This is a genomic window from Hymenobacter sp. PAMC 26628, assembly GCF_001562275.1.
GTDB lineage: Bacteria > Bacteroidota > Bacteroidia > Cytophagales > Hymenobacteraceae > Hymenobacter.
On record NZ_CP014304.1, the window covers coordinates 1,850,341 to 1,876,678 of the forward strand.

A 26,338-nucleotide genomic window follows, 5' to 3' on the forward strand; every position below is an offset into this window, starting at 1 on the left:
TCCAACTAAGGGTGGCTTCGGGTGAGGGTTTTAGAAGCCGGTTGAAGTCAGTTGCATTAACTCTCCGTTGCTATCTGATTGTAAAATTGTGGCTGGGGCCCCGGCCGGGGCTAGCCGTTTCGGCTAACGGCAGCATTTCCTCGGCTAGCGGCGGCCGGCAACGGACGATGCATTATTCAATGGGGTTGTATAACGCAAAAAAGCCGGTCCATCTGGGCCGGCTTTTTTAGCAGTGTAATTAATTTGTTGAAATATTTAATTAATTTAATAATTAGTAATTTTGCCTGAAACACCTGCGCTGGTTGGCTGTATGGGCCATTTTGGTTGTACGCAGGTAATGCCCCAGTTTAAGGCACCGCCTAAACGAAGCAGCAGATTATTAATCTTATTCGCCGGATTTGCAGCGGTTATAGCAGAGCAATCTTGCGTTGCTGGCACCGAATTACCGTCGTGGCAGACGATGCCCCGCGTCACGGCATTGCACTTAAAACAGAAGCAAGGATTGAAAGCAAAAAAAGGCCGTTCTATAATCCACGTAGGAATTATAGAACGGCCCCTTGCTGCTCGTTATCCCTCAGTTTTTAACCGAATACACCTGCTTCCCGCCAATCCACGTCTGCTGCACCTTCGCGCCGTGCAGCTGCTCTTTGGGAGCCGTCAGCAAGTCGGTTTTCAGCACCACGAAATCGGCCAGCATCCCGGGCTTGATCTGGCCCTTGCGCCGCTCCTCGAAGCCGGCGTGGGCGGCCCAGGTGGTCATGCCGCGCAGGGCATCGGGGCGGCTCAGGGCATTTTCCATCTGGAAGCCACCGGCGGGGAAATTCTTCGCGTCTTGCCGCGCCACGGCAGCGTGGAAGCCATAGAGCGGGTTGATGTCCTCAATGGGGAAGTCGGAGCCCAGCGCCACCTGGCCATATTGCTTCAGCAGGTCTTGGTAGATGTAGGCCGTTTTCAGGCGCTGGGGCCCCAGCCGCTGGCCGGCCCAGTACATGTCGGAGGTGGCGTGGGTGGGCTGCACGGAGGGCACGATGTGGTACTGCCCAAACTTGGCCACGTCCTGCGGGCTCACCACCTGCGCGTGCTCGATGCGCCAGCGCCGGTCGGGCTGGCCGTGCAGCGCCGCCCCGTAAATATCCAGCAGCAGCCGGTTGGAGGAGTCGCCGATGGCGTGGGTGTTCATCTGGAACTTGGTGGCCGCCAGCTCCTTGGCCAACGCCCGGTAGTACTCGGGGTGTTGCAGCAGAAAACCGGTTTCCTCGGGCCGGTCGGTGTAGGGGGCCAGCAGCGCGGCCCCGCGCGAGCCCAGGGCCCCATCGGCGTACACCTTGAAGGAGCTGATGGTCAAGGCGTCGCTGAAATAGGGCCCCCGGGGTAAGTAGTACGCCTTGTTGGCGGGCGTGGGGTTCAGCATGGCGTAGAGGCGCAGGTGCAGCTGGCCGGCCCGCTGCAGCGCCGCCATTTGGTCGATGTTGGCCTTGTCGAGGCCCGCGTCGGCGAGGCTGGTGAGGCCCACGGCGAGGCAGTTTTGCTGGCCTTGCAGCAGCAGGCGCGCCGCCTCGGCCGGGCTCGGCTCGGGAATCTTGGCGGCCACCAGCTTCACGGCATTGTCCACGAGCAGGCCGGTGAGGCGGCCCCGGGCATCGCGCCCAATTACGCCGCCGCTGATGGGCGTGGCCGCCGTGACGCCCGCCAAGTCCAGCGCCTTTTGGTTGGCCACCGCCGCGTGCCCGTCCACGCGGGCGATGAGCACCGGCACGTTTGGAAACAGCCGGTCCAGCGTGTCTTTGGTGGGGAAGCGCTGGCCGGGCCAGTCGTTCTGGTCCCAGCCGCGGCCCGTGAGCCAGGCCGCATTGGGCTGCTGCTGGCGGTGCTGCGTGAGGCGGCCCACCGTTTCGGCCCACGACGTGGCCCCCACCAAATCAGCCGCTTGCAGCCCCAGCGCGTAGCGGTAGAAGTGGCAGTGCGCGTCGTAGAAGCCGGGGTAAACGAATTGCCCGCCGGCGTCCACCGTTTGCGTGGCCTGGTAGCGGCCCTGCAAGTCGGCCGACGTGCCCACGGCCACAAACTTGCCATCCTTCACCGCGAAGGCCTGCGCCTTGCTGAACGTCGAATCAACGGTGTAGACCGTGGCGTTGGTCACGAGCAAATCGACGGCCTCGCGGCGCGGCTGGCAACCGTTTAGGGCCCCCAGCACCAGCAGGGCCGCGCTTAATTGAATAAAAAGTGAATTCATAAAAAGAGGGACGTGCCCGCGGGCAAATGAGAAATTGAAGCTGTCGTAGGAAGCCGTCGAAGGTAACCAAAACAGCTTCATCCTAATGATGCAAAAAGGCCGTCATGCAGCGCCCAGCGTTGCATGACGGCCTTTTTGCCGGATGTGGCCCAGTGAGTAATTCTTACTCGAACTTCATGTGCTTCACCGACTCGCCCGAATTCTTCAGCTCCAGCAGCGACTCGATGCCGATGGCCAGGTGCTGCTTCACGAAGCTGGTGGTCACCTTCGAGTCCGATTCCGAGGTTTTCACGCCCTCGGGCGTCATCGGGTTGTCGCTCACCAGCAGCAGGGCCCCGTGGGGGATGTCGTTCATGAAGCCACACACGAAAATGGTGGCCGTTTCCATGTCCACGGCCAGGGCCCGCACCCGGCGCAGGTAGTCCTTAAACTCCTGGTCGTGCTCCCACACCCGGCGGTTGGTGGTGTACACGGTGCCGGTGTAGTAGTCCAGCTCGTGCTTTTTAATCATCGACGAAACCGCGCGTTGCAGGCGGAAGGAAGGCAGGGCCGGAATCTCCTTCGGCAAGTAATCGTCCGACGTACCGTCGCCGCGGATGGCGGCAATGGGCAGCACTAAATCGCCGAGCTTGGTCTTTTTCAGGCCCCCGCACTTGCCCAGAAACAGTGCCGCCTTGGGCTTGATGGCCGAGAGCAGGTCCATCACCGTAGCCGCCATCGGCGAGCCCATGCCGAAATTGATGATGGTGATGCCGTTCGCCGTGGCCGTCTGCATGGGCTTGTCGAGGCCGCGCACCTCCACGCCGAACTGCTCGGCAAACATGTACACGTAGTTGCTGAAATTGGTGAGCAGGATGTATTGCCCAAATTCGCCGAGCGGCACGCCCGTGTAGCGTGGCAGCCAGTTATTTACGATTTCTTCTTTGGTTTTCATGGGGACGATAAGTGAATGGGTGAATGAAAGAATGAGTGAACAGGTGCTGAGAAAAACGGCCCGGGGGCCCTTCCTCATTCACCCATTCACTCATTCTTGCATTGAAAGGGCCCCGTACCTTTGGAGGTGATGCAAGTGTTGGACCTGCCGCCTTTCGAGGCCAAACTTACGCAATCGGCCACAAACCAGCCGCTTATTTGGGACGGCCTCCGGCGCAAGCACGTGGTGCTGACGCCCGAGGAATGGGTGCGCCAGCACGTGGTGCACTACCTGGCGAGCCACCTGGGCTACCCGCGCGGCTTGCTGGCCCTCGAGCGCGGCCTGCGCTACAACCAGCGCCAGAAGCGCACCGATCTGCTGGCCCTGGGCCCCACCGGCCAGCCCCTGCTGCTGGTCGAGTGCAAGGCCCCGCACGTGGCCATCGACGCGGCCGTGGCCCGCCAGGCCGCCACCTACAACCAAACCGTGGGGGCCCCGCTGCTGCTGCTCACCAACGGCCTGGTGCACTACTGCTGGCGCGTCGATTTCGCGGCCCGCACCAACGAGCGGCTCGACGAAATTCCGGCCTTTGCGGCAGCCGTGGCGCTGGCTGGGCCGTAAGGCCTTTAGTTGTCAGTTGTTCGTTGTTAGTTGTTCGTTATTAGGTATCCGAAATTTTTATCAGTGGTTTCCGGCGAGCAGCTACACCAAAATTCAACTGACAACTGACAACGAAAAACTGACAACTAACACCCATCCCATGCAATTATTCCGCTTCGGCCCGCGGGGGCACGAGCAGCCCGGCGTGCGCACCGCCGCCGGCCAGCGCCTCGACGTATCGGCGTTTGGCGAAGACTACCACGAGGCCTTCTTCGCCACCGACGGCCCGGCGCGCCTGGCCGCCTGGCTGGGGCCCCACGCCGCCCAGTGCCCCGCGGTGCCTGCCGATGCTCGCCTGGGCAGCTGCGTGGCCCGGCCGTCCAAAATCGTGTGCATCGGCCTGAACTACCGCGACCACGGCGCCGAAACCGGCCTGGGCCTGCCCACCGAGCCGGTGTTTTTCCTCAAAGCCACCTCAGCCTTGTGCGGCCCCTACGACGACGTAGTACTGCCCCGCAGCGCCGAAAAGCTCGACTGGGAAGCCGAGCTGTCGTTCGTCATCGGTAAGCCAGCGTCGTACGTAACGGAAGCCGACGCCCTGGGCCACGTGGCCGGCTACACCATTCTCAACGACTACAGCGAGCGGGCCCACCAGCTGGAGCGCGGCGGGCAGTGGACCAAGGGCAAAAGCGCTGACACCTTCGCGCCGCTGGGGCCCTACCTGACCCTGCCCGCCGACGTGCCCGACCCCGAAAACCTGCGCATCTGGCTCACCGTGAACGGCGAAGCCAAGCAGGAAGCTACCACCGCCAACTTGGTGTTCGGGCTGGCCAAAATCATCAGCTACGTCAGCGAGTTCATGACCTTACTGCCCGGCGACGTGATTTCCACCGGCAGCCCGGCCGGCACGGGCATGGGCCTGCACCCGCCGCAGTACCTGCGCGCCGGCGACGTGGTGGCGCTGGGCATTGCGGGCCTGGGCGAGCAGCGCCAGCGCGTGGCGGCGTACCCAGGCCAGGAGTAAGGGCAAACGTGGGGCCCCGTTAAGGCATCTGGCGAACTTATTCGTCTACGCAATCAGCGGCTAGTTTTCACGCGTCGCGCACCTTTCCATCAACGTTAATTAACATGAAATACAACCTCCTGGGCAATACCGGCCTGAAAGTATCGGAAATCTGCCTCGGCACTATGACGTTTGGCACCAACGGCGGCCGCTTTGCCGCCATCACTGGCGTGGACCAGACCGGGGCCGACGCCATCCTAAAACGCTCGCTCGACGCCGGCGTCAACTTCATCGACACGGCCAACGTGTACACCGAAGGCCAATCGGAGGAAATAACCGGCCAGGCCATCCGCAACCTGGGGGTGAACCGCGACGACCTGGTGCTGGCCACCAAGGTGCGCGGCAAAATGGGCGAGGGCCCCAACGACGCGGGCCTCACCCGCAAGCACATCGTGGCGCAGGCCGAGGCCAGCCTCAAGCGCCTGAACACCGACTACATCGACCTCTACCAAATCCACAGCTACGACCCGCTCACCCCCCTCGACGAAACCCTGCGGGCCCTCGACGACCTCGTGCGTAGCGGCAAGGTGCGCTACATTGGCGCCAGCAACGTGACGGCTTGGCAGCTAATGAAGGCCCTGAGCATTTCGCACTACGAGCACCTGGAGCGGTTCGCGTCGCTGCAAGCCTATTATACCCTGGCCGGGCGCGACCTGGAGCGCGAGCTGGGGCCCCTGCTGCTCGACCAAAAAGTGGGCCTGATGGTGTGGAGCCCCCTGGCCGGCGGCTTCCTCAGCGGCAAGTACACCCGCAAAAACCAAAAGGCTGAAGGCCGCCGGGGCGGCAATGGCTTCGACTTTCCGCCCGTCAACAAAGACCTGGCCTTCGACATCATCGACCAGCTCCAGCCCATGGCCGAGGCCAAGGGCAGCACCGTGGCCTCGCTGGCCCTGGCTTGGCTGCTGCACCAGCCCGTGGTGAGCACCGTCATCATCGGCGCCAAAAAAATGGAGCAGCTCGAAGACAACCTCAAAGCCGTGGACGTAAAATTCACGCCCGAAGAATTGCAGCAACTGGCCGAAGTGAGCAAGCTGGCCCCCGAGTATCCGGGCTGGATGGTGGACTTTACCAGCGGCGACCGCAAGGCGGAGTAGGTAAGTCGTAAACGAAATAAGCCTCCCCGATACAGTATCGGGGAGGCTTATTTTATGTAGCGCGGCCTCGCAGAGTCCGTGCGTGGGCGGGGCCGCACGGAGCCGTGCAGCTACGTTCACGCGCGGACTTGCAGGGTTAGCGTTACGCCGTTACCGGCTCCAGCACGTCGGCTACGTCCACCAGGGGCAGGCCCCAGGCGTCGGCCACGCCTTTGTAGACGACCTCGCCGTGCACCACGTTCAGGCCGAGGCGCAGGGCCGCGTCTTGACGGCAAGCGGCTTGCCAGCCCAGGTTGGCCAGCTTCACGGCGTAGGGCAGCGTGGCGTTGGTGAGGGCCAGGGTGGAGGTGTAGGGCACCGCGCCGGGCATGTTGGCTACGCAGTAGTGCACCACGTCGTCGATGATGAAGGTCGGGTCTTCGTGGGTGGTGGGGCGGCAGGTTTCGATGCAGCCGCCCTGGTCCACGGCCACGTCCACGAGCACGGTGCCGGGGCGCATGGTTTTCAGCATGTCGCGCGTGATGAGGTGCGGGGCCTTGGCGCCCGGAATCAGCACCGCGCCCACCACCAGGTCGATGGTTTTGATGGCTTCGCGGATGTTGTACTCGTTGGAGTACTGCGTCACCACGTTCTTGGGCATGAAGTCGTCGAGCTCGCGCAGGCGGTTCAGGTTGATGTCCATGATGGTAACCTGGGCCCCCAGGCCCGCGGCCACTTTAGCGGCCTGCGTGCCCACGATGCCCGCGCCGAGCACCAGCACGTGCGCCGGCTTCACGCCGGGCACGCCGCCGAGCAGAATGCCGCGGCCTTTCAGGGGTTTCTCCAGGTACTTGGCGCCTTCCTGGGGGGCCATGCGGCCGGCCACCTCGCTCATCGGGATGAGCAGGGGCAGGGCCCGGTTGGGCAGCTCCACGGTTTCGTAGGCCAGGCAAATGGCCTTGCGCTCGATCATGGCGTGGGTCAGCTCCTCACCGCTGGCGAAGTGGAAGTAGGTGAACAGCAGCTGGTTTTCCTTGATGAGCGGGTACTCCTCGGCAATCGGCTCCTTCACCTTGATGATCATCTCGGCCTGCCCGTACACGTCGGCGATGGTGGGCAGCAACTGCGCCCCCGCCTGCTCGTACTCGGCATCGTCGAAGCCACTGCCGCCGCCGGCCCCGGCCTGCACCAGCAGCGTGTGGCCGTGCTTGCGCAGCTCGGCCACGCCGGCGGGCGTGAGGCCCACGCGGTTTTCGTTGTTTTTAATTTCTTTGGGAACGCCGATAATCATAAGGTTGCGGGGTGGGAGTGGGGAGACAATAAGGATGCAAAACGCGGTGCAAAGATAGGGCCCCAACGGGCCGGGGCGGCTAAAAGTGCCGCCCGCTAGCCGGGTGTTTCGCCCGCTGCCACCAGCGCGCCCAAATCGAGGGGATGGGTGTACATGGCGATGGCGCCGGCCGCGTCGCGGGGCCATTCGGCGCGCGGCCGGTCCCAGTACAGCTCCAGGCCGTTGCCGTCGGGGTCGTTGAGGTACACGGCTTCCGACACGCCGTGGTCGGCCGCGCCGCGCAGCGGGTAGCCGGCCGCCACCAGCCGGCCCACCACGCGGCCCAGGTCGGCGCGGGTGGGGTAGAGCAGGGCGGCGTGGTAAAGGCCCGCCGCGCCCTGGGTATGGGCCGGGGCCCCATTCAGGCTGTTCCAGGTGTTCAGCCCGATGTGGTGGTGGTAACCCCCAGCCCCCAAAAAGGCAGCCTGCGCGCCGTAGCGCTGCTGCAATTCAAAGCCCAGCAGGCCCTGGTAAAAGGCCAACGCTCGGTCGAGGTCGGTAACTTGCAAGTGCACGTGGCCCACTTGGGCCCCGGCGGGCGCGGCGTAGGGTGTGGGAGCTTCCGGCATGGAATTAAGATTAAAAAACTGGGGCCCCCAAGCAACGCTTGAGGGCCCCAGTTATTAGGCGTTTAGGCCGCGGCTGTTTCCGCGGGCTTCTGCAAAATCTGCTCGATGCGGGCCAGCTCGTCAGCGCTGAAATCCAGGTTTTGGAGGCAGTGTAGCGAGTCGGCGAGCTGGGCGGGGCGGCTGGCGCCCACCAGCACGGAGGTCACCCGGTCATCCTTCAGCAGCCAGGCCAGGGCCATTTGGGCCAGGCTTTGGCCGCGGGCCTGGGCCACGGCGTTGAGCTGCTGGAGCTGGGCCACCACGGCGGGCGTCACCTGCTCGCGCTGCAAAAAGCCCGTGCTGCTCGCCGCCCGCGAGTCGTCGGGGATGCCCTTTAAGTACTTGTCCGACAGCAGGCCCTGGGCCAGGGGCGAGAACGGGATGCAGCCCACGCCCGCCGCGCCCAGCACGTCGAGCAGCCCGGCCTCGGGGTCGCGCACCAGCAGGGAGTACTTGGGCTGGTGGATGAGGCAGGGCGTGCCCATTTCGCGCAGCAGGCCGATGGCCTTTTGCGCCTCCTCGGGCCCGTAGTTCGACAGGCCTACGTACAGGGCCTTGCCCTGGCGCACGGCATGGGCCAGGGCCCCCATGCTTTCCTCCAGGGGCGTGTCGGGGTCGGGCCGGTGGTGGTAGAAGATATCCACGTACTCCAGGCCCATGCGCTTGAGGCTCTGGTCGAGGCTGGCCAGCAGGTACTTGCGCGAGCCCCACTCGCCGTAGGGGCCCTCCCACATGTTGTAGCCGGCCTTGGTGGAGATGATCAGCTCGTCGCGGTACGCGGCAAAATCCTGGGCCAGCACCTTGCCAAAGTTCAGCTCGGCCGAGCCGGGGGGCGGGCCGTAGTTGTTGGCCAGGTCGAAGTGGGTGATGCCGTTATCAAAGGCGAGGTGCAGGGTTTCGCGGCCGGTGGCCAGCGCGTCCACGTCGCCGAAGTTATGCCAGAGGCCCAGTGAAATGGCGGGCAGCTTGAGGCCGCTTTTGCCGCAGCGGCGGTAGGGCAGGGCCTGGTAGCGGCCCGCGGCGGGGAGGTATTGGGGAGGCATGAAAAGGGAAAGGGTTATTTGAACGGAACGGCGGTGCCGCTTTCCTTTACGAGGCTTTCGGGGACCAGGGTGCGCACCACGGTGGCGCGCAGCGTGAGCTTGGCCTCGCCGGCCGTGGCCACGTCGTTCGATTGCAGCGTCACCACGTCGGCCAGGGGCCCCAGCTGGCGCGGGGCGTACACCAGCTCCACGGTGGCGCTTTGGCCGGGGGCGATGGGGGCGGGCGGCACCTTGTAGCCCACGCAGTAGCAGGCGCTGCCCAGGGCCCCCAGCACGAGCGGGCTCTTGCCGGCGTTGCGCACCACGAAGCGCGCGCTGAGTTGCTGCCCACTTTCGAGCCGGCCGAAATCGTGCGCCGGGGCCCCTTCAATTACCAGGCGCGGCGAACGGGCCAGTTCGGCGGGCGTCAGGGTTTTTTTCTGCTCGTCTTTGGTCAGCACCGTGCCCTTGATGGTGAGCACGTGGCTGGGCTCGGCGGCGTTGCTGGTCACGGTTACGGTTTTGTTGAACACGCCGGGGCGGCCGGCGCTGCTGTACACGGCCCGCACGATGCCCGACTTGCCGGGCAGCACCGGCGTTTTGGTCCAGTCGGGGGTGGTGCAGCCGCAGCTGGCCTGCACGTTGGCGATGACCACGGGCTGGTTGCCGGTGTTCTTGAACCGGAACTCGTGGGCGGCCTGCGTGCCCTCCGGCACGGCGCCGAAATCGTGTAGGTCGCGCTCGAACGTGAGCACGCCCTGGGCCCGGGCCCCCAGGGCGCCGGCCAACAAAGCGAGGGCGAAAAGGTATTTCATAAGTAGGAGCGTGGGGCGTGAAACCGGCGGCCCGCGGCGGCAAACTGCGGCGGCTGGCGGGCAAGGCAAATATACACCGGGCCCCCGCCCACCGGCTTGCCCGCGCCCGGTGCCCTATTTTTGCTCCGGCTCCGGCCGCTTCGTCCTTACCCACGCCCCACCCGCTCCACTTAAGTTTCCTAGCCCATGCCCACTGCCGAACTCATCGCTCCGGCCCCCACGGCCGCCCTGGCCCCGGCCGATTTTCTGCACGACTACTGCTTGGGGTGGGAGAGCCGGCACGCCTCGCTGGCCGGCCGCAAGGAGGTGTTCATGGGTAAGGCCAAGTTTGGCATCTTTGGCGATGGTAAAGAGCTGCCCCAGCTGGCCATGGCCCGCGCCTTCAAAAACGGCGACTTTCGCGCCGGCTACTACCGCGACCAAACCTTCATGGTGGCCATCGGCGAGCTGACCTGGCAGCAGTACTTTGCCCAGCTCTACGCCAACCCCGACGTGGAGGCCGAGCCCTCCACCGCCGGCCGCGCCATGAACGGCCACTTCGGCACCCGCTTGCTCGACGACGACGGCCGGTTCAAGCCCCAGACCTCGACCAAGAATTCGTCGGCCGATATCTCGCCCACCGCCGCCCAAATGCCGCGCCTCGTGGGCCTGGCCTACGCCAGCAAGCTCTACCGCCTCAACCCCGAGCTGCACCAGTTTAGCGACTTCTCGGTGCACGGCAACGAGGTGGCCTTCGGCACCATCGGCAACGCCAGCACCTCGGAGGGCATGTTTTTCGAGGCCCTGAACGCGGCCGGCGTGCTCCAGATTCCGCTGTTGGTGAGCGTGTGGGACGACCACTACGGCATCTCGGTGCCCGCCGAGTACCAGACCACCAAGCAGAGCATTTCGGCCATCATGGCCGGTTTGCAGCGCGAGGGCGAGGGGGAGCCCGGCTTCGAGATTTTTGTGGTAAAGGGCTGGGATTACCCCGCCCTGGTGGACGCCTACCAGCGCGCGGCCGCCGTGTGCCGCGAACAGCACGTGCCCGTGCTCTTCCACGTCACCGAGCTCACGCAGCCCCAAGGCCACAGCACCAGCGGCTCGCACGAGCGCTACAAGCCCAAGGCGCGCCTGCTTTGGGAAGAAAAAAACGACTGCCTACTGAAAATGCGTGAGTGGCTGCTGGCCGAGGGCCACGCCACCGCCGAGGAACTCGACGCCCTCGAAAAGGACGCCGCGGCCACCGTTAAGCAGGCGCGCACCGCCGCCTGGGCGGCCTTCGTGGGCCCCATCAAGGACGAGCGCGACGCCACCGTGGCCCTGCTCGACCGCCTGGTGAAGGCCACTGGCACCGAGCACGCCCTGGCCGAAACCGTAAACCAACTGCGCACCAACCCCGCGCCCATCCGCGCCGACAGCGTGCGCACCCTACGCCGGGCCCTGCGCCAGGTGCGCGGCCTGCGCCACCCCGGCCGCCGCGCCGTGCAACAGTACCTGGAGCAGCTGCAAGGCGAAAACGCCGACCGCTACAACTCCAACCTCTTCAGCCAGAGCGAAGAAGCGGTGGGCAACATCGAGGAAGTGCCCGTGGCCTACGCCGACGGGGCCCCGCAGGTGGACGGCCGCGAGGTGCTGCAAGCTTGCTTCACGGCCAACTTCGAGCGCGACCCACGCATTTTTGCCATCGGCGAGGACGTGGGCCAGATCGGCGACGTAAACCAGGCCTTCGCCGGCTTGCAGGAGAAGTTTGGCGAGCTGCGCGTGACCGATACTGGCATCCGCGAGTGCACCATTATTGGGCAGGGCATTGGCACGGCCCTGCGCGGGCTGCGGCCCATCGCCGAGGTTCAGTACCTCGATTATCTGCTGTACGCGGTTCAAATTCTGAGCGACGACCTCGCCTGCCTCCAGTACCGCACCAAGGGCGGCCAGAAGGCCCCGCTGATTGTGCGCACCCGGGGCCACCGCCTGGAGGGCATCTGGCACTCGGGCTCGCCCATGGGCCTGCTGCTCACCACGCTGCGCGGCATCCACGTGTGCGTGCCCCGCGACATGACCCGCGCCGCCGGCTTCTACAACACGCTGCTGCGCTCCGACGAACCCGCCGTGGTGGTGGAGTGCCTGAACGGCTACCGCCTCAAGGAAAAGCTGCCCGCCAACGTGGGTGAGTTCACGCTGCCGCTGGGCCGCCCCGAGGTGCTGCGCGCCGGCACCGACGTTACCATCGTTACCTACGGCTCGATGTGCCGGGTGGTGCTGGAGGCCGCCGCCCAGCTGGCCGCCGAAGGCATTTCGGCCGAAGTCATCGACGTGCAAACCCTGCTGCCCTTCGACACCGAGCACCTCATCGCCGACAGCCTGCGCAAAACCGGCCGCGTGCTGTTTGCCGACGAGGACGTGCCCGGCGGGGCCTCGGCCTTCATGCTTCAGCACGTCATCGACGAGCAAAACGGCTACCAGCTGCTCGACGCCGCCCCGCGCTGCCTCTCGGCCCAGGCCCACCGCCCGGCCTACAGCTCCGACGGCGACTACTTCAGCAAGCCCAACGTGGAGGACGTGTTCGACGCTGCCTACGCCTTGCTGAGCGAGGCCGACCCAGAGCGGTTCCCGGACATTTATTAACCCATAGCTTGGACTTTGTAGCGCGAGCTACATCACCAAAAAAACGGCCGCCTCCCCAGCGGGAAACGGCCCTTCTTTACCGTCGGGCTCAGGGCCCTACGGGATGATGATGCTGTTGGTGGTCACCACGTTGCTCCGGTTCAGGGCGCGGTCCTGGATGCTGACCACGAAGCGCACCTCCTGGCCGGGCCGGAAGGGCGAGCCGAGCAGAAAGGCTTGGCCGTACTGGAGCGTACCCTTCACCGGGGCCTCCTTGGTACCGTCGGCGGTGATGCGCGGGTACCGGCCGTTGTACTGGCCCAGCGGGATGGTGCTGGTGGTGAAATCGGCGAATACGCCGGTTGTGGCATTTTTCAGCTGCGGCTGGAGGAAATAGTTCTTGGGATTGCTGGCAAATGGGCCGGCAATGTCCGCATCAGACAAGCCTAGGTCGCCGTTGCCGTCCTGATACGTGACGGAGACGACCATCGAGTCGCGCCGGGCCCCGCCCGTGCCCAGGCGCGTGGAGGTGAGCTGCGCGTTGTCGATGGACGGCGTGGTGGAGTAGTCGGGCGGGTTGAGGCAGCTGCTGACGGCCCCGGCCGCAACGGCCAGTAGCCCAGCCAGGCGCAGTGAGTAGAATAAAGTGCGCATAGAAGCGTGAAAAGACGAAAGTGAACCCACCCCGGGGCCCCAAAAGTGGCCCGAATGTACATTTTTCGCAACGAAGCCGCCGCGGTTTTGTTGTGCCCTGCTAACCCCTTCGCCCGCCAATGAGTTTCCGCGCCGAGTTCCTGCGCCAGCTGCCCGCTGTGTCGGCCGCCACCTTCGAGGCGGCGGCCCTGGCTTTGTTTCGCCACCAGGCCGCCCACTGCCCGCCCTACGCCGCCTACCTGCGCCAGTTGGGCCGGGCTCCCGCCGCCGTGGGGGCCCTGGCCGACATCCCGTTTCTGCCCATCGAGTTCTTCAAAACCCACGACGTGCGCACCGAGCCCGCCGCCTGGGGCCCCCAGGAAGAATTCCTGAGCAGCGGCACCACCCGGCAACAGCGCAGCCGCCACTTGCTGCGCGACCCGCAGCTGTACCGCGACAACGCCGCCCGCATCTTCGAGCAGTTCTACGGGCCCCTCCCGGGCTGGACGTTCCTGGCCCTGCTGCCCTCGTACCTGGAGCAGGGGCAGTCGTCGCTGGTGGCGATGGTGGACGACTTCGCCCGGCGCTCGGGGCAGGTGCAGCCCGCATTTTTCCTGCACGACCACGGGGCCCTGCGCCGGGCCCTGGCCGAGGCCCAGCGGGCCCCCAGCCGCCGCGTGCTGCTCATCGGCGTGAGCTACGCCCTGCTGGACCTGGCCGCCGAAGCGGGCCCCGCGCCCGAGCTGCAGGGCCTGACGGTGCTCGAAACCGGCGGCATGAAGGGCCGCCGCCGCGAGCTGATTCGCGAGGAGCTGCACCAGGAGTTGCAGCGCGCCTTCGGGCCCGCCGGCATCCACTCCGAGTACGGCATGACGGAGCTGCTCAGCCAGGCCTACTCGCTCGGCGACGGCCGCTTCCACGCGCCGTCGCCGCTACGCGTGCTGCTGCGCGACCCCGCCGACCCGTTCGACGTGGCCGAGCGCCGGCCCGACGGTGCCATCAATGTTATTGACCTGGCCAACATTGACTCGTGTGCCTTCATCGAAACCAAAGATTTAGCCGTGCAGCACTCCGATGGCTCGTTTGAGGTGCTGGGCCGCATGGACAATTCCGATGTGCGCGGCTGCAACCAGCTGGTGGCGTGAGGCTATAGCGCGGACTCTGCGAGTCCGCGCGTAGTGAACGTTCAACGCGCGGACTCGCAGAGTCCACGCTACACCCTTACGCTGGCATTGGCACTGCTTTCGCCGTACCTTCGTTGTTCTGAAAAAACCGCCCTCCGTTGAAGAATATCCGTAATTTCTGCATCATCGCCCACATCGACCACGGCAAAAGCACGCTGGCCGACCGGCTCCTGGAGTTCACGAGCACCGTGGCCAAGCGCGACATGCAGGCCCAGCTGCTCGACAACATGGACCTGGAGCGCGAGCGGGGCATTACCATCAAAAGCCACGCCATCCAGATGCAGTTTCCCTACAAAGGGGAGATTTACACGCTGAACCTGATCGACACGCCCGGCCACGTCGATTTTAGCTACGAAGTGAGCCGCAGCATCGCCGCCTGCGAAGGGGCCTTGCTGATTGTGGATGCCTCGCAAGGCATTGAGGCCCAGACAATTTCCAACCTGTACCTCGCCATTGGGGCTGACTTGGAAATCATCCCGGTGCTCAACAAGATTGACTTGCCGCACGCCATGCCGGAGGAAGTAACCGACGAGATTGTGGACCTGATTGGCTGCAAACCGGAGGACATTATCCACGCTTCGGGCAAGGCTGGCATTGGCATTGAGGCCATCCTGAACGCCATTGTGGAACGTGTACCAGCTCCAAAAGGTGACCCCGGGGCCCCCTTGCAGGCCCTGATTTTTGACTCGGTGTTCAACTCGTACCGCGGCATCGAGGTCCTGTTCCGCATCAAGAATGGCGTGATGAAGAAGGGCGACAAGCTGCGCTTCATGGCCACGGGCAAGGAGTACGGGGCCGACGAAATCGGCATCCTGGGCCTGAACCAGGAGCCGCGCCAGGAGATGAGCGCCGGCAACGTGGGCTACCTCATCTCGGGCATCAAAGAAGCCCGTGAGGTGAAGGTGGGCGACACCATTACCCACGTGCATAACCCCACGGCCGAGGCCATCCAGGGCTTTGCCGACGTGAAGCCGATGGTGTTCGCCGGCATCTACCCGGTGGATACGACCGAGTACGAGGAGCTGCGTTCGAGCATGGAAAAGCTCCAGCTCAACGATGCTTCGCTGGTCTGGGAGCCCGAAACGTCGGTGGCGCTGGGCTTCGGCTTCCGCTGCGGTTTCCTGGGCATGCTGCACATGGAAATCGTACAGGAGCGCCTGGAGCGCGAATTCAACATGACGGTCATCACCACCGTGCCGAGCGTGCAGTTCCACGCCACCGGCACCAAAGACCAGCTGCTGACCATCAACGCGCCCTCCGAAATGCCGGAGCCGAACCTGATAAAAACCATCGAGGAGCCCTACATCAAAGCGCAGATCATCACCGCTTCGGAGTACGTGGGCCCCATCATTACGCTGTGTATGGAGAAGCGCGGCATCATCAAGGGCCAGTCGTACCTGACGAGCGAGCGGGTAGAAATGAGCTTCGAGCTGCCACTCTCGGAAATCGTGTTTGACTTCTTCGACAAGCTCAAGTCCATCAGCCGCGGCTACGCTTCGCTTGATTACGAGCTGATTGGCTTCCGCGAATCCGATATGGTGAAGCTCGACGTGATGCTGAACGGCGAGAAGGTGGACGCCCTCTCGGCCATTGTGCACCGCTCGAAGAGCTACGAGTGGGGCCGCCGCCTCTGCGAAAAGCTGCGCGAGCTGCTGCCCCGCCAGATGTTCGACATCGCCATCCAGGCCAGCATCGGCCAGAAAATCATCGCCCGCGAAACCATCAAGGCCCTGCGCAAAAACGTGATTGCCAAGTGCTACGGCGGCGACATCAGCCGTAAGCGCAAGCTGCTCGAAAAGCAGAAGGAGGGTAAGAAGCGGATGCGCACCGTGGGCTCGGTTGAGATTCCGCAGGAGGCGTTTTTGGCGGTGCTGAAGATTGACTGATTTGAAAAACGCGGCTTTGAAAGGGCCGCGTTTTTAATTATGGCAAAACGCAAAGTTAATTTCTCTGAGCTACAAGCAGTCGTTTAAAAGCTGCGCGGTATAAAGGCGTGGGGCAGCCGAGCTGGTAGCGGTGCAGGGTCCATTTCCACCTTACAATTCGGTGAGCCATTAGCGGACAAGCCGGAGTGGGGTGAGTATTCTCTTATGGTCTCTTGTGCATGGCGCGTAACCAAAGGAGCAGACGTCGTTTGCACTTGGCATGAAGACCCAGATGGCCTGCTTGCTCTTGGCTTGGCGCTATTGCATGATGGCGAAGTCCAAACAGTAACCTTGCCTAAGTGGGGCGATTTACGCTTGGAATTAAGTAACGGAACTGGTTTGCACATCTTCGCCGACTTGCCCGAGGAAATGGAAGAAAACTGGTTTATTAGCGTAGGCCGAACCCACTATTATTCGTGGAGTACAGTTTTCACAGTGATGCTAGAAGAACACTAAAGTTTATAGAAATGCAAGTTGCTACCCCCCACCTCATCGACGGCAAGCAAACCGCCGAGGACATCAAAGTTGAAATTGCTGCCGCCGTGGCCAAGCTGACGGCCACCGGCCAGCGCCCGCCGCACCTGGCCGCCATCCTCGTGGGCCACGATGGCGGCTCCGAAACCTACGTGCGCAACAAGGTGCTGGCCTGCGAGCGGGTGGGCTACGACAGCACCCTGCTGCGCTTTGAAGACGACATCACCGAGGCCGATCTGTTGGCCCAGGTGGGGGCCCTGAATGACGACCCGGCCATCGACGGCTTCATTGTGCAGCTGCCGCTGCCCAAGCACATCGATGCCGAGAAGGTGATCGAAGCCATCCGGCCTGAGAAGGACGTGGACGGCTTCCACCCCATGAACCTGGGCCGCATGGTGGCCGGACTGCCCGCGCTGCTGCCTGCCACGCCCTCCGGTATCGTGGAGTTGATGGCCCGCCAGGGCATCAAAACGAGTGGCCAGCACTGCGTGGTTATTGGCCGTAGTAACATCGTGGGTACGCCAGTCAGCATCTTGTTAGCCAAAAACTTGGAGACGGCTAACTGCACTGTTACTTTATGCCATTCGCGCACCAAAAACCTGCCTGAAATTGTGCGGACGGCCGACATTATCGTGGCCGCCATCGGCCGGCCCGAGTTCGTGACGGCCGACATGGTGAAGCCCGGCGCGGTGGTGATTGACGTGGGCACGACCCGCGTGACGGACGCCAACAAGAAGAGCGGCTTCACCCTGAAGGGCGACGTGAACTTTGCCGAAGTGGCCCCGCTGGCTTCGCGCATCACGCCCGTGCCCGGCGGCGTGGGCCCCATGACCATCGCCATGCTGCTGCTGAACACGTTGCGCGCCGCCACGGGCGCCGTATACCCGCGCCCTGGGGAAGTTAAAAGTTGAAAAAAGAGCAGGGTTTTTAACTTTTAACCCTCAACTTTTAACTTCCCCAAGGCAAGCCGTACCTTTAAGGATTGTTTCTAACCCCCACTTGCGGGTGGCGCGGGGCCGGTTTGCTTGTCTGATTGTGCTATTATGGCTATGGAGTTGATGTTGGAGTTGCCGGTGCTAGCCGGTACGGCCCCGGGGCCGGTGGCTACGGCGCTGCCGGTGATGGAGCAGTTTTATACCATTCAGGGCGAAGGCTTTAACACCGGCCGGGCGGCCTACTTCATCCGCCTCGGCGGGTGCGACGTGGGCTGCGTGTGGTGCGACGTGAAGGAATCGTGGGACGCCGACGCGCACCCGCGCCAGGCCGTGGCCGCGCTGGTGGCCGCCGCCGCCGCGTACCCCGGCCGGAACGTGGTCATCACCGGCGGCGAGCCGCTGATGCACGACTGCGGGCCCCTCACGCGGGCCCTGCAAGCGGCCGGCTTCCAAACCTGGATTGAAACCTCCGGGGCCCACCCGCTCAGCGGCCGCTGGGACTGGATCTGCGTGTCGCCCAAGAAGTTCAAGGCTCCTCGGCCCGACGTGCTGGCCCACGCCGACGAGCTGAAAATCATCGTTTTCAACGACAGCGACTTTGCTTGGGCCGAGGAGCACGCCGCGCTGGTGCCCGCCACCACGCGCCTTTACCTCCAGCCCGAATGGAGCCGCGCCGCTCGCATGACGCCCGCCCTCATCGATTACGTGAAGGCCCACCCGCGCTGGCAAGTATCGCTGCAAACGCATAAATACCTCGACATTCCGTAGTTTGCGGGCTATGCGACGACTGGGTACTTTTTGGGGCAACGCCCGACGCTGCGCACTGCATGGCGGACTGGTTTTGGCAGTGGCCCTGGGCGGGGCCCTATCGGCACAGGCTCAGGGAATTGCGCCCCCGGTTATTGCCAATACCAAGGCTCGCGGCCTCTACGAGAAGGCTCAGGCCCAGGCCAAAGACCGCGAGTTTGGCAAGGCGCTGGAGACGCTGGGTACCCTCACCCAAAAGTTTCCGTCGCTCGGCGAAGGCTGGCTTATGAAAGGCTCGCTACTGAAGGCCCAGGGCGACACCCGCGGGGCCCTGGCCGCCTACCGCGAGGGCCTGGCCAAGGTGCCGCCCGACGCCGCCCGCGCCACCCAGTACCTGTTGCTCGGCGACCTGGCCTTGCAGTACGGTGACTACGCCACTGCCGGCGTGGCATACCGCCAGCTGCTGAAAGTGGGCCCCAAAGTGGCCCGCCACCGCGCCGTGGCCGAGCGCGGCCTGCGCACCTGCGAGTTTGCCGAGGCGGCCTTGAAGCACCCCGTAGGACCCGCGCCCGCGCCGCTGGGGCCCCCGCTGAACGCCTTCAAGTTCCAATACTTTCCCACGCTGACGGCCGACAGCCGCTTCCTGCTCTTCACGGGGCGGCCGATGTTGAGCAGCGGCGAAGACCTGTTTGTGAGCCGCCGGGCGGCCGATGGCACGTTCAGCGCGCCCGCTGGCATTGCCCCGACCATCAATTCGAGCTACAACGAGGGCGCGGGCACGATTTCGGGCGACGGCAAAACGCTAGTGTTTGCCTCCTGTGACCGGCCCAAGAGCGTGGGTAACTGCGATTTATATATTTCGCGGCGCACTGGTAATACCTGGAGCCCACCCCAAAACCTGGGCGTGGCCGTGAACTCGCCGGAGTGGGACTCGCAGCCGTCACTCTCGGCCGACGGGCGTACGCTGTACTTCACCTCGACCCGCCGTGGCGGCCAGGGCCAGGAAGACTTGTACGTAACCACCTTGCAACCCGATGGCGCTTGGGCCCCTGCCAAAAACCTGGGAACCCCGGTGAACACGCCTGGCAAGGATATGGCCCCGTTCATCCACGCCAGCGGCACCACGCTCTACTACGTCACCGACGGGCTGGTGGGCATGGGCGGGCTCGACGTATTCCGCAGCGAAGCCGCCGCTGGCGGCGCCTGGGGCCCCCCGGCCAACCTAGGCTACCCGCTGAATACGTTCGAAGACGAGGCCTCGCTGTTTGTATCGTCTGACAACCAGCGCGGCTTCTACTCGCGCACGCAGATGGGCGACGAAAAGCCCGCTGCCCCCGGGGGGCTGCCACCCGAGCGGGGCGTGCAGCTCTTCGGCTTCGACGTGCCCGCCGAGGTCAAGGCCCGCGAAACCAGCACCTACGCCCAGGGCCGGGTGTTCGACGCTACTACTAAGAAGCCCATGCGGGCCGATGTAAAAATCTACGACGTGGACACCGACGCCTTGACGCAGTTCGTGACCTCCGACCCCGAAACCGGGGAGTACACCGCCGTACTTAACGAGGGCCACCGCTACGCCATGTACGCCGCCGCCGATAAGTACCTGCTCAAAAGCCTGAGCTTCGACTACGCCGGCAAGCAGCAGTTCGACCCGTTCACGCTCGATATCTACCTCGACCCCGTGCGCGCCGGCCGCAGCGTGGTGCTGAACAACCTGTTCTTCGACACCAACCAGTACGAGCTGGAGCCCCGCTCGCGCACCGAGCTCAACCGCCTCATCGAGTTCATGCGCCAGTACCAGGACGTGCAAATCGAGGTTTCGGGCCACACCGACAACGTGGGCACCGACGCGGCTAACCTCCAGCTTTCCGAGCGCCGGGCGCAAGCCGTGGTGGCCTACCTCACGGCCCACGGCGTGCAAGCCGCCCGCTTGCGGGCCAAGGGCTACGGCGCCGCCCGCGCCCTGGGCCCTAACGATACCGACGCCAGCCGCCGCCTGAACCGCCGCATCGAGCTGCGCATCCTCTAACCAGATACCTTGATTCGAATAGGTTTACTTGGTTCGGACGGCGCGTGCTCGTGCTGCTAGGCAGCGCTGGCACCGCAGGGGGCCTCGCCCCGGGGCCCTAGGTGTTGCTAAAGCAACCCGCGTGCGGCGGAGCGCGACTTGGCGCTACAAGTGCGCCTTTGCAGCCGCTCAGGGTTTCTACTTAAAGCAAGGCTTTAGGAAGGTGAAAATAGTTTGGCATTCCGTTAAGAAAGGTTTGTCGGTATGGCTAGCCGCTGAAAAGTGCTGGTATAAACGCCATATTTTCGATTTGATAATATAGGTCTATTAACCAGATGTTTATGGTTAATACGTAAAATAGCCGGATGAGAAATGGGCTGAAAATCAAGTTACTTGGCTGAAGGAGAAATAGGACTACGTTTGGAGAACCCAAGCCGCTGGCCCTGCCGGTTGGCAAGGGGCATAAGCCGAGATTTCTTCATCACCTTTTTTATTCCATTACCATGTACAACTTTTTCGCTACGTTCTGCCTAGTCGCTGGCCTCGGGGCCCAACCTGCTACTTCGGCCCCGGCCGGCTCCGACGACCCCGCCGCGTATTCGGCCGCCACCGTGGCGCGGGCCAACGGCCTGACCCGGGCCCTGGCCGGCCGCGTGCCCCTCGACGAAGCTCAGTACATCCGCATCCGAGCCCTGCACCTGCGCATGCTGGCCGAGCGCCAGGCCCTGGCCATCAGCCTGAGCGGTGCCGACCCCGCTGCCCGCGACCAGGCCCTGGCCGGCGCCCAGCAGCGTTACGAAACTGCGCTGTCCGCCCTGCTACGCCCCGCCCAGCTGGTGGCCTACCAGGGCCTGCGCAGCAGCTTCACAGCGCACCGGCTGTAATGCGTGGGCACCGGCAGCGATAGAGTTGTTTTGACTGACTCCTCAACCGCCGCACAACGCTGTCTGCCAACCCATGAAAAAATTTGAATACCGCCTGCTGGACATCAACAGCGGCTTCTTCAGCGCCATTGATTACCAAGAACTGACGGAACGGCTGAACGTGCTCGGGGCGCAGGGCTGGGAAGTGGTGGCGGTGGTCGAAACGGAGTTTACCCGCAACCAGGCCCGGGGCCTGCTCGTCACCCTCAAGCGTGAAATAGCTTGAGCTACCCCCCGGGGCCCTAAAAAAGCCGTAGCCGGCTTGCCCGCGAGCAAGCCGGCTACGGCTTAATAAAGCAAAACGCTGGGGCCCTAGGCCCGCTCGCCGATGGCGGTGTAGTCGCGCTCCAGCTCGCCCACGTAAATCTGGCGGGGGCGGCCAATGGGCTCTTTGTTCTCGCGCATTTCCTTCCACTGGGCAATCCAGCCGGGGAGGCGGCCCACAGCAAACATCACCGTGAACATTTCGGTGGGGATGCCCAGGGCCTTGTAAATGATGCCCGAGTAGAAGTCCACGTTCGGGTACAGCTTGCGCTCCACGAAGTACTGGTCGGTGAGGGCGGCTTGCTCCAGCTCCTGCGCGATTTTCAGCAGCGGGCTGTCCTGCATGCCCAGGGCTTGCAGCACCTCGTCGGCGGCTTTTTTGATGATTTTGGCGCGCGGGTCGAAGTTTTTGTACACCCGGTGGCCGAAGCCCATCAGGCGGAACGAGTCGTTCTTGTCCTTGGCCTTGTTGATGAACTTGCTGGTGTCGCCGCCGTCTTTCTCGATGGCTTCCAGCATCTCAATCACTTCCTGGTTGGCGCCGCCGTGCAGGGGGCCCCACAGCGCGTTGATGCCCGCCGACACCGAGCCGTAGAGGCTGGCGTTGGCCGAGCCCACGAGGCGCACGGTGCTGGTCGAACAGTTCTGCTCGTGGTCGGCGTGCAGGATGAGCAGCTTGTTCAACGCACTCACCACCACCGGGTTGATTTCGTACTTCTCCGTGGGGAAGCTGAACATCATGTACAGGAAGTTGGAGGTGTAGTCGAGGTCGTTGCGGGGGTAGTTAAGCGGGTGGCCCACCGAGTTTTTGTAGGTCCAGGCGGCGATGGTCGAGATTTTAGCCAGTAAGCGAACCACATTCAGGTCAACTTCCTCTGGAGTTTGGTTGGGGCTGATACTCTCGGGGTAGAAGCCGGTGAGGGCGCAGGTGAGGCTGCTCAGGATGGCCATCGGGTGCGTGCTGCTCGGGAAGCCGTCGAAAATCTTCCGCATGTCCTCGTGCACCAGCGTGTGCTTGGTGATGCGGTTGCTGAAGTCGGCCAGCTGGGGGGCCGTGGGCAGGGCCCCGTAAATCAGCAGGTACGCCACTTCGATGAACGACGATTTCTCGGCCAACTGCTCAATCGGATAGCCGCGGTAGCGCAGGATGCCTTCCTCGCCGTCGAGGAAGGTGATGGCGCTTTTGGTAGCCCCGGTGTTTTTATAGCCCGAGTCGAGGGTGACGTAGCCGGTCTGGTCGCGCAGCTTGCCTATGTCAAAAGCTTTTTCGTGCTCGGTGCCCTCGATGACGGGGAGGCTGATGGATTTACCGTCGAGGATGAGTTCAGCAGATTCTGCCATGTGCGGTGAGGAAGGAATAAGGAGTGGGTAACGGGCGCGAAGCTACGGCCTGCGCGGCAAGCTGCCCGATTTTTGTGCCGTGCAATTATTACAAAAGTAGCGGAGGCATGGTTTCGACCGGGCGCAGGTTGGCCCAGCGTGGCCCGGGGCCCCTCAGCTTACTTGCCGATGCAGAACTGGGTGAAGATGCTGGTCAGCAAATCGTCCGACGAAATCTCGCCCGTGATTTCACCCAACGCCCCCAAGGCGTGGCGCAGGTCGGCGGCCAGCAACTCGGTGCCCTGGCCGGCGTCGAGGCCCACGCGCACAGCGGCCAGGTGCTCGGCCGCCACGGCCAGGGCCCGGGCGTGGCGCACATTCGTGACGATGGTGGCCCCGGCGTGGCCCGCTAGGCCGGCACTGCGCACGCGGGCCAGCAACGCGGCTTGCAGCGCCTCCAAGCCCTGGCCCCGGGCGGCAGCCAGCCGCACGGCGGCGGTGCCGCCAACCGCAAAGCCGTCAAAGTCAGCCAGCTGTTCGGCCGTGCCCAAGTCCAGCTTGTTGCCCACGGCCAGCACGGGCAGGGCGGGGTGCGCGTCCGTCAGGGCCCTAATTTCGGCCCGCACCTGGGCAGGCGTCAACTCGGTTAGGTCGAAGAGGTAGAGGAGCAGGGCGGCCTGGCCGATGCGCTGGCGGGTGCGCTGCACGCCGATGGCTTCTACCTCGTCGGCGGGATCGTCGCGCAAGCCGGCCGTGTCCACGAAGCGGAAGCGCAGGCCGTCGAGGCTCACCTCGTCCTCGATAAAGTCGCGCGTGGTGCCCGGAATGGCCGACACGATGGCCCGCTCCTCGCGCAGCAACGCGTTGAGCAGCGTGGACTTTCCCGCGTTGGGCCGCCCGGCGATGACGACCGTGATGCCGTTCTTAATCACGTTGCCCAGCTCGAACGAGCGCAGCAGCGCCGCCACCCGCTCGGCCACCTCGGCCAGCAGGGCCCTGAGGCCGGTGCGGTCGGCAAATTCCACGTCTTCCTCGCCAAAGTCCAGCTCCAGCTCCAGCAGCGAGGCGAACGTGACAAGCCGGCCGCGCAGCGCGCGCAGCTCCTGCGAGAAGCCGCCCCGCAGCTGGTGGAGGGCTACCTGGTGGCTCAGGGCCGAGTCGGCGGCGATAAGGTCGGCCACGGCCTCGGCCTGGGCCAGGTCCAGGGCCCCGTTGAGAAAGGCACGCTTGGTGAACTCGCCGGCCTCGGCCAGGCGCGCCCCGCGGCGCAGCAGCAGCGCCAGCAGCTGGCGCACCACGTAGTCGGAGCCGTGGGTGCTAATTTCCACCGCGTCTTCGCGCGTGAACGAGCGCGGGGCCCGGTACAGGGCCACGACTACTTCGTCGATTAGGGCCCCGCCGTCGGGGTCGCGGATGGTGCCGTAGTGCAGGGTGTGGCCGGGCTGAGCGGCTAGGTTTTTCTTGGAAAATATGCCGGCCACCAGGCTCACCGCGTCGGGCCCCGCGAGGCGCACCACGGCCAGGGCCCCCACGCCGGGCGGCGTGGACAAGGCCACGATGGTATCGGAAAAGAGTGTCAGAACCACGGATTTATCGGACTGGGCGGATTTGTCGGATTTTGGGGACGATTCGCGTTTGGGCTTAGGCTTAGGTTTGGGCTATATGGGCCCCCTGAACAGGGCGGGCTGCTGGCTTTTCGCCGGCTGCCCGCTAATCGCTAGGGTGCATTTGCTAATCGTTTGTCTGATAAGAGGTTTAGTTTAGGATAACAGCGATTCAACGAAAAGCCGGCTGCCCGCCCCGTCCCAGGGCCCCTAACCGGCCCCAGGAATCGTCCCCAAAATCCGACGAATCCGCCCAATCCGATAAATCCGTGGTTCAGACTACGCCGTCACGAACAAATTGCGGCTCACTTCGGCCGACACCAGGGCGGTGCGCTCCCGGTTCACGCGCAGCTCCAGCGAGTGGTCGAAGGCCACCTTGTCGAGCACTTCCACCAGGGCCCCCAGCTGGAGGCCCACCTTGTCGAGGTATTGCAGGAAGGGCCCCGACGTGTTTTTGACCGCCGTGAGGGTGCCACGTTCGCCGGCTTCCAGGTCGGCCAGCAGGCGGTGGGCGGGGCGGCGCATGGCCCCGTCCTCGGCCGGAATGGGGTCGCCATGGGGGTCGAGGGCGGGGTGGCCCAGAAAGGCGTCGAGCCGCCGCATCAGCAGCGGCGACTGCACGTGCTCCAGCTCCTCGGCCACCTCGTGCACCTCGTCCCAATTAAAGCCCAGCTGCTGCACCAAAAATACCTCCCACAGCCGGTGCCGCCGGATGGTGAGCAATGCCAGCCGCCGGCCCGCGTCGGTGAGCTGCACACCGCGGTACTTCTCGTAATCCAGCAAGCCCTTGTCGGCCAGGCGGCGCAGCATGTCCGTCACCGAAGCCGGGCGCGTAGCCAGGGCCCCCGCAATGCGGTTGGTGCTCACGCCCGTCTCCGGCTCCGCTTCCGAAAGCTTGCAAATGGCCTTGAGGTAGTTCTCTTCGGTGATGGTCATGAGGGAATTAAAAATTATAAATTAAAAATGACGTTAAGAGCGCGGCTAGCAAAGCCGACGGTTTGGAGGACGCCGGTTCTCCCGCATCAATTTTTAATTCTTCATTTATAATTTTTAATTAACAATCTCACCACTTAATCAGCGCCGAGGCCCAAGTGAAACCCGAGCCGAAAGCGGCCAGGCACACTAGGTCGCCGCGCTGAACTTTGCCCTGCTCCACGGCCTCGCTCAGGGCCAGCGGGATGCTGGCGGCGGTGGTGTTGCCGTAGCGCTGGATGTTGCTGAACACTTTCTCGTCGGGCAGGCCCATTTTCTGCTGCACGTACTGCGTGATGCGCAAATTGGCCTGGTGCGGGATGAGCATATCGATATCGGCGGGTTGGTAGCCGTTCGTGTCCAGTGCCTCCTTGATGACTTGCGGGAAGCGCACCACGGCGTGCTTGAACACGTTCTGGCCGTTCATGTAGGGGTAAAGGTCGGCGGCGTTGGCGATGACGTGCCCCACCCGGTCCTCCTGGTTCGAGCTGGGCTCCTTCACAATCAGCTCCTCGGCAAACTCGCCCTGCGAATACAGGTGCGTGCTGAGGATGCCGTGGCCCTCGCGGGTGCTGGGCCGCAGCACCACGGCCCCGGCGCCGTCGCCGAAAATGACGGCCACGCCGCGGCCGTTGGGCGTTTTGTCGAGGCCCGAGGAATGGATTTCCGAGCCCACCACCAGCACCGTGTCGTACATGCCGGTGCGCACAAACTGGTCGGCTACCGAGAGGCCGTAGATGAAGCCTGAGCACTGGTTGCGTACGTCGAGGGCGGGGCAATTATTCGTCATGCCCAGCTCGCGCTGCAACAGCACGCCCGAGCCCGGGAAGAAGTAGTCGGGGGAAAGCGTCGCGAATACGATGAGCTGCACGTCGTCGGGCTGGAGGCCGGCCATGTCCAGGGCCCGGCGGGCGGCGCGGGCCCCCATATTGGCCGTGGTGTCGGTGCCTTCCTCAAACCAGCGCCGCTCCTGGATGCCGGTGCGCTCCTGGATCCAGGTGTCCGAGGTGTTGAGCAGGGGCTCCAGTTCGGCGTTTTTCACCACCCGGCTGGGTACGTAGTGGCCGACGCCGGCAATTTCGGAATGACGCAAAGTAGCCATGCAACGCAGG

22 protein-coding genes are annotated in these 26,338 nt (G+C 64.0%); 11 read left to right on the forward strand and 11 right to left on the reverse strand.

Annotated elements, in window-relative coordinates:
- Positions 1-574: 574 nt before the first annotated feature.
- Positions 575-2,233, reverse strand: coding sequence for an amidohydrolase (locus AXW84_RS08155; RefSeq protein WP_068231188.1), 1,659 nt, complete (start codon positions 2,231-2,233; stop codon positions 575-577).
- Between the two features lie 163 nt (positions 2,234-2,396).
- Positions 2,397-3,167: an AMP nucleosidase gene (locus AXW84_RS08160; RefSeq protein WP_068231191.1), complete on the reverse strand. Its 771-nt coding sequence runs from the start codon at positions 3,165-3,167 to the stop codon at positions 2,397-2,399.
- Between the two features lie 129 nt (positions 3,168-3,296).
- On the opposite strand from AXW84_RS08160, the gene AXW84_RS08165 reads away from it, so the two are divergent.
- From AXW84_RS08165 to AXW84_RS08175, 3 genes are all read left to right on the forward strand, one after another.
- Positions 3,297-3,767, forward strand: a complete 471-nt coding sequence (locus tag AXW84_RS08165) for a type I restriction enzyme HsdR N-terminal domain-containing protein (RefSeq protein WP_068231194.1) — start codon at positions 3,297-3,299, stop codon at positions 3,765-3,767.
- Between the two features lie 139 nt (positions 3,768-3,906).
- Positions 3,907-4,770, forward strand: coding sequence for a fumarylacetoacetate hydrolase family protein (locus AXW84_RS08170; RefSeq protein WP_068231197.1), 864 nt, complete (start codon positions 3,907-3,909; stop codon positions 4,768-4,770).
- Positions 4,771-4,874: 104 nt separating this feature from the next.
- The gene (locus AXW84_RS08175) at positions 4,875-5,903 is read left to right on the forward strand and encodes an aldo/keto reductase (protein ID WP_068231200.1); all 1,029 of its coding nucleotides are present in this window, start codon (positions 4,875-4,877) and stop codon (positions 5,901-5,903) included.
- A 142-nt stretch (positions 5,904-6,045) separates the two neighbouring features.
- Here AXW84_RS08175 and ald read toward each other — a convergent pair whose 3' ends face one another.
- From ald to AXW84_RS23145, 4 genes are all read right to left on the reverse strand, one after another.
- A complete protein-coding gene (gene ald, locus AXW84_RS08180; protein WP_068231203.1) occupies positions 6,046-7,173 on the reverse strand; it encodes an alanine dehydrogenase in 1,128 nt (375 codons plus the stop codon).
- Positions 7,174-7,268: 95 nt separating this feature from the next.
- Positions 7,269-7,781, reverse strand: a complete 513-nt coding sequence (locus AXW84_RS08185; protein ID WP_068231206.1) for a VOC family protein — start codon at positions 7,779-7,781, stop codon at positions 7,269-7,271.
- A gap of 62 nt (positions 7,782-7,843) precedes the next feature.
- Positions 7,844-8,863: an L-glyceraldehyde 3-phosphate reductase gene (gene mgrA, locus AXW84_RS08190; RefSeq protein WP_068231209.1), complete on the reverse strand. Its 1,020-nt coding sequence runs from the start codon at positions 8,861-8,863 to the stop codon at positions 7,844-7,846.
- Between the two features lie 14 nt (positions 8,864-8,877).
- On the reverse strand, positions 8,878-9,657 hold the full coding sequence (locus AXW84_RS23145) for a DUF1573 domain-containing protein (protein ID WP_071891118.1): 780 nt from the start codon (positions 9,655-9,657) through the stop codon (positions 8,878-8,880).
- A 186-nt stretch (positions 9,658-9,843) separates the two neighbouring features.
- Here AXW84_RS23145 and AXW84_RS08200 point away from each other — a divergent pair, with 186 nt between their 5' ends.
- Complete coding sequence (locus tag AXW84_RS08200) at positions 9,844-12,261, forward strand: alpha-ketoacid dehydrogenase subunit alpha/beta (RefSeq protein WP_068231212.1); 2,418 nt, start codon at positions 9,844-9,846, stop codon at positions 12,259-12,261.
- Positions 12,262-12,357: 96 nt separating this feature from the next.
- Here the strand turns inward: AXW84_RS08200 and AXW84_RS08205 are convergent, their stop codons facing one another.
- On the reverse strand, positions 12,358-12,894 hold the full coding sequence (locus AXW84_RS08205; RefSeq protein ID WP_068231215.1) for a hypothetical protein: 537 nt from the start codon (positions 12,892-12,894) through the stop codon (positions 12,358-12,360).
- 119 nt (positions 12,895-13,013) lie between these two features.
- Here AXW84_RS08205 and AXW84_RS08210 point away from each other — a divergent pair, with 119 nt between their 5' ends.
- The 7 genes from AXW84_RS08210 (at position 13,014) to AXW84_RS08240 (ending at position 21,292) form a co-directional block, all read left to right on the forward strand.
- Positions 13,014-14,018 carry an acyl transferase gene (locus AXW84_RS08210; protein WP_068231218.1) on the forward strand — a complete coding sequence of 335 codons (1,005 nt, stop codon included), beginning with the start codon at positions 13,014-13,016 and terminating at the stop codon, positions 14,016-14,018.
- Between the two features lie 137 nt (positions 14,019-14,155).
- The gene (gene lepA, locus AXW84_RS08215) at positions 14,156-15,943 is read left to right on the forward strand and encodes a translation elongation factor 4 (protein WP_068231221.1); all 1,788 of its coding nucleotides are present in this window, start codon (positions 14,156-14,158) and stop codon (positions 15,941-15,943) included.
- A 506-nt stretch (positions 15,944-16,449) separates the two neighbouring features.
- A complete protein-coding gene (locus AXW84_RS08220) occupies positions 16,450-17,367 on the forward strand; it encodes a bifunctional 5,10-methylenetetrahydrofolate dehydrogenase/5,10-methenyltetrahydrofolate cyclohydrolase (protein ID WP_068231224.1) in 918 nt (305 codons plus the stop codon).
- A gap of 147 nt (positions 17,368-17,514) precedes the next feature.
- Complete coding sequence (locus tag AXW84_RS08225) at positions 17,515-18,159, forward strand: 7-carboxy-7-deazaguanine synthase QueE (RefSeq protein ID WP_068239078.1); 645 nt, start codon at positions 17,515-17,517, stop codon at positions 18,157-18,159.
- Positions 18,160-18,238: 79 nt separating this feature from the next.
- On the forward strand, positions 18,239-20,164 hold the full coding sequence (locus AXW84_RS08230) for an OmpA family protein (protein WP_236943334.1): 1,926 nt from the start codon (positions 18,239-18,241) through the stop codon (positions 20,162-20,164).
- Positions 20,165-20,646: 482 nt separating this feature from the next.
- Entirely contained in the window at positions 20,647-21,027 is a 381-nt protein-coding gene (locus AXW84_RS08235; RefSeq protein WP_068231227.1) for a hypothetical protein, read from the forward strand.
- 73 nt (positions 21,028-21,100) lie between these two features.
- Positions 21,101-21,292 carry a DUF4177 domain-containing protein gene (locus AXW84_RS08240; protein WP_068231230.1) on the forward strand — a complete coding sequence of 64 codons (192 nt, stop codon included), beginning with the start codon at positions 21,101-21,103 and terminating at the stop codon, positions 21,290-21,292.
- Positions 21,293-21,378: 86 nt separating this feature from the next.
- Here the strand turns inward: AXW84_RS08240 and AXW84_RS08245 are convergent, their stop codons facing one another.
- The 4 genes from AXW84_RS08245 to AXW84_RS08260 all read right to left on the reverse strand — a co-directional run bounded on the left by AXW84_RS08245 (position 21,379) and on the right by AXW84_RS08260 (position 26,328).
- Positions 21,379-22,671, reverse strand: coding sequence for a citrate synthase (locus AXW84_RS08245; RefSeq protein WP_068231233.1), 1,293 nt, complete (start codon positions 22,669-22,671; stop codon positions 21,379-21,381).
- A 158-nt stretch (positions 22,672-22,829) separates the two neighbouring features.
- A complete protein-coding gene (gene mnmE / locus AXW84_RS08250; RefSeq protein WP_068231236.1) occupies positions 22,830-24,236 on the reverse strand; it encodes a tRNA uridine-5-carboxymethylaminomethyl(34) synthesis GTPase MnmE in 1,407 nt (468 codons plus the stop codon).
- Between the two features lie 297 nt (positions 24,237-24,533).
- Positions 24,534-25,190, reverse strand: a complete 657-nt coding sequence (locus AXW84_RS08255; RefSeq protein WP_068231239.1) for a metal-dependent transcriptional regulator — start codon at positions 25,188-25,190, stop codon at positions 24,534-24,536.
- A gap of 127 nt (positions 25,191-25,317) precedes the next feature.
- Positions 25,318-26,328, reverse strand: coding sequence for a beta-ketoacyl-ACP synthase III (locus tag AXW84_RS08260; RefSeq protein ID WP_204248436.1), 1,011 nt, complete (start codon positions 26,326-26,328; stop codon positions 25,318-25,320).
- Between the last annotated feature and the right edge of the window lie 10 nt (positions 26,329-26,338).

Bases quoted from the DNA above. Each gene is read 5' to 3' on its own strand.
- AXW84_RS08155 (WP_068231188.1), bottom strand. From the start codon at position 2,233: ATGAATTCACTTTTTATTCAATTAAGCGCGGCCCTGCTGGTGCTGGGG.
- AXW84_RS08160 (WP_068231191.1), bottom strand. From the start codon at position 3,167: ATGAAAACCAAAGAAGAAATCGTAAATAACTGGCTGCCACGCTACACG.
- AXW84_RS08165 (WP_068231194.1), top strand. From the start codon at position 3,297: ATGCAAGTGTTGGACCTGCCGCCTTTCGAGGCCAAACTTACGCAATCG.
- AXW84_RS08170 (WP_068231197.1), top strand. From the start codon at position 3,907: ATGCAATTATTCCGCTTCGGCCCGCGGGGGCACGAGCAGCCCGGCGTG.
- AXW84_RS08175 (WP_068231200.1), top strand. From the start codon at position 4,875: ATGAAATACAACCTCCTGGGCAATACCGGCCTGAAAGTATCGGAAATC.
- ald (WP_068231203.1), bottom strand. From the start codon at position 7,173: ATGATTATCGGCGTTCCCAAAGAAATTAAAAACAACGAAAACCGCGTG.
- AXW84_RS08185 (WP_068231206.1), bottom strand. From the start codon at position 7,781: ATGCCGGAAGCTCCCACACCCTACGCCGCGCCCGCCGGGGCCCAAGTG.
- mgrA (WP_068231209.1), bottom strand. From the start codon at position 8,863: ATGCCTCCCCAATACCTCCCCGCCGCGGGCCGCTACCAGGCCCTGCCC.
- AXW84_RS23145 (WP_071891118.1), bottom strand. From the start codon at position 9,657: ATGAAATACCTTTTCGCCCTCGCTTTGTTGGCCGGCGCCCTGGGGGCC.
- AXW84_RS08200 (WP_068231212.1), top strand. From the start codon at position 9,844: ATGCCCACTGCCGAACTCATCGCTCCGGCCCCCACGGCCGCCCTGGCC.
- AXW84_RS08205 (WP_068231215.1), bottom strand. From the start codon at position 12,894: ATGCGCACTTTATTCTACTCACTGCGCCTGGCTGGGCTACTGGCCGTT.
- AXW84_RS08210 (WP_068231218.1), top strand. From the start codon at position 13,014: ATGAGTTTCCGCGCCGAGTTCCTGCGCCAGCTGCCCGCTGTGTCGGCC.
- AXW84_RS08220 (WP_068231224.1), top strand. From the start codon at position 16,450: ATGCAAGTTGCTACCCCCCACCTCATCGACGGCAAGCAAACCGCCGAG.
- AXW84_RS08225 (WP_068239078.1), top strand. From the start codon at position 17,515: ATGTTGGAGTTGCCGGTGCTAGCCGGTACGGCCCCGGGGCCGGTGGCT.
- AXW84_RS08235 (WP_068231227.1), top strand. From the start codon at position 20,647: ATGTACAACTTTTTCGCTACGTTCTGCCTAGTCGCTGGCCTCGGGGCC.
- AXW84_RS08240 (WP_068231230.1), top strand. From the start codon at position 21,101: ATGAAAAAATTTGAATACCGCCTGCTGGACATCAACAGCGGCTTCTTC.
- AXW84_RS08245 (WP_068231233.1), bottom strand. From the start codon at position 22,671: ATGGCAGAATCTGCTGAACTCATCCTCGACGGTAAATCCATCAGCCTC.
- AXW84_RS08255 (WP_068231239.1), bottom strand. From the start codon at position 25,190: ATGACCATCACCGAAGAGAACTACCTCAAGGCCATTTGCAAGCTTTCG.
- AXW84_RS08260 (WP_204248436.1), bottom strand. From the start codon at position 26,328: ATGGCTACTTTGCGTCATTCCGAAATTGCCGGCGTCGGCCACTACGTA.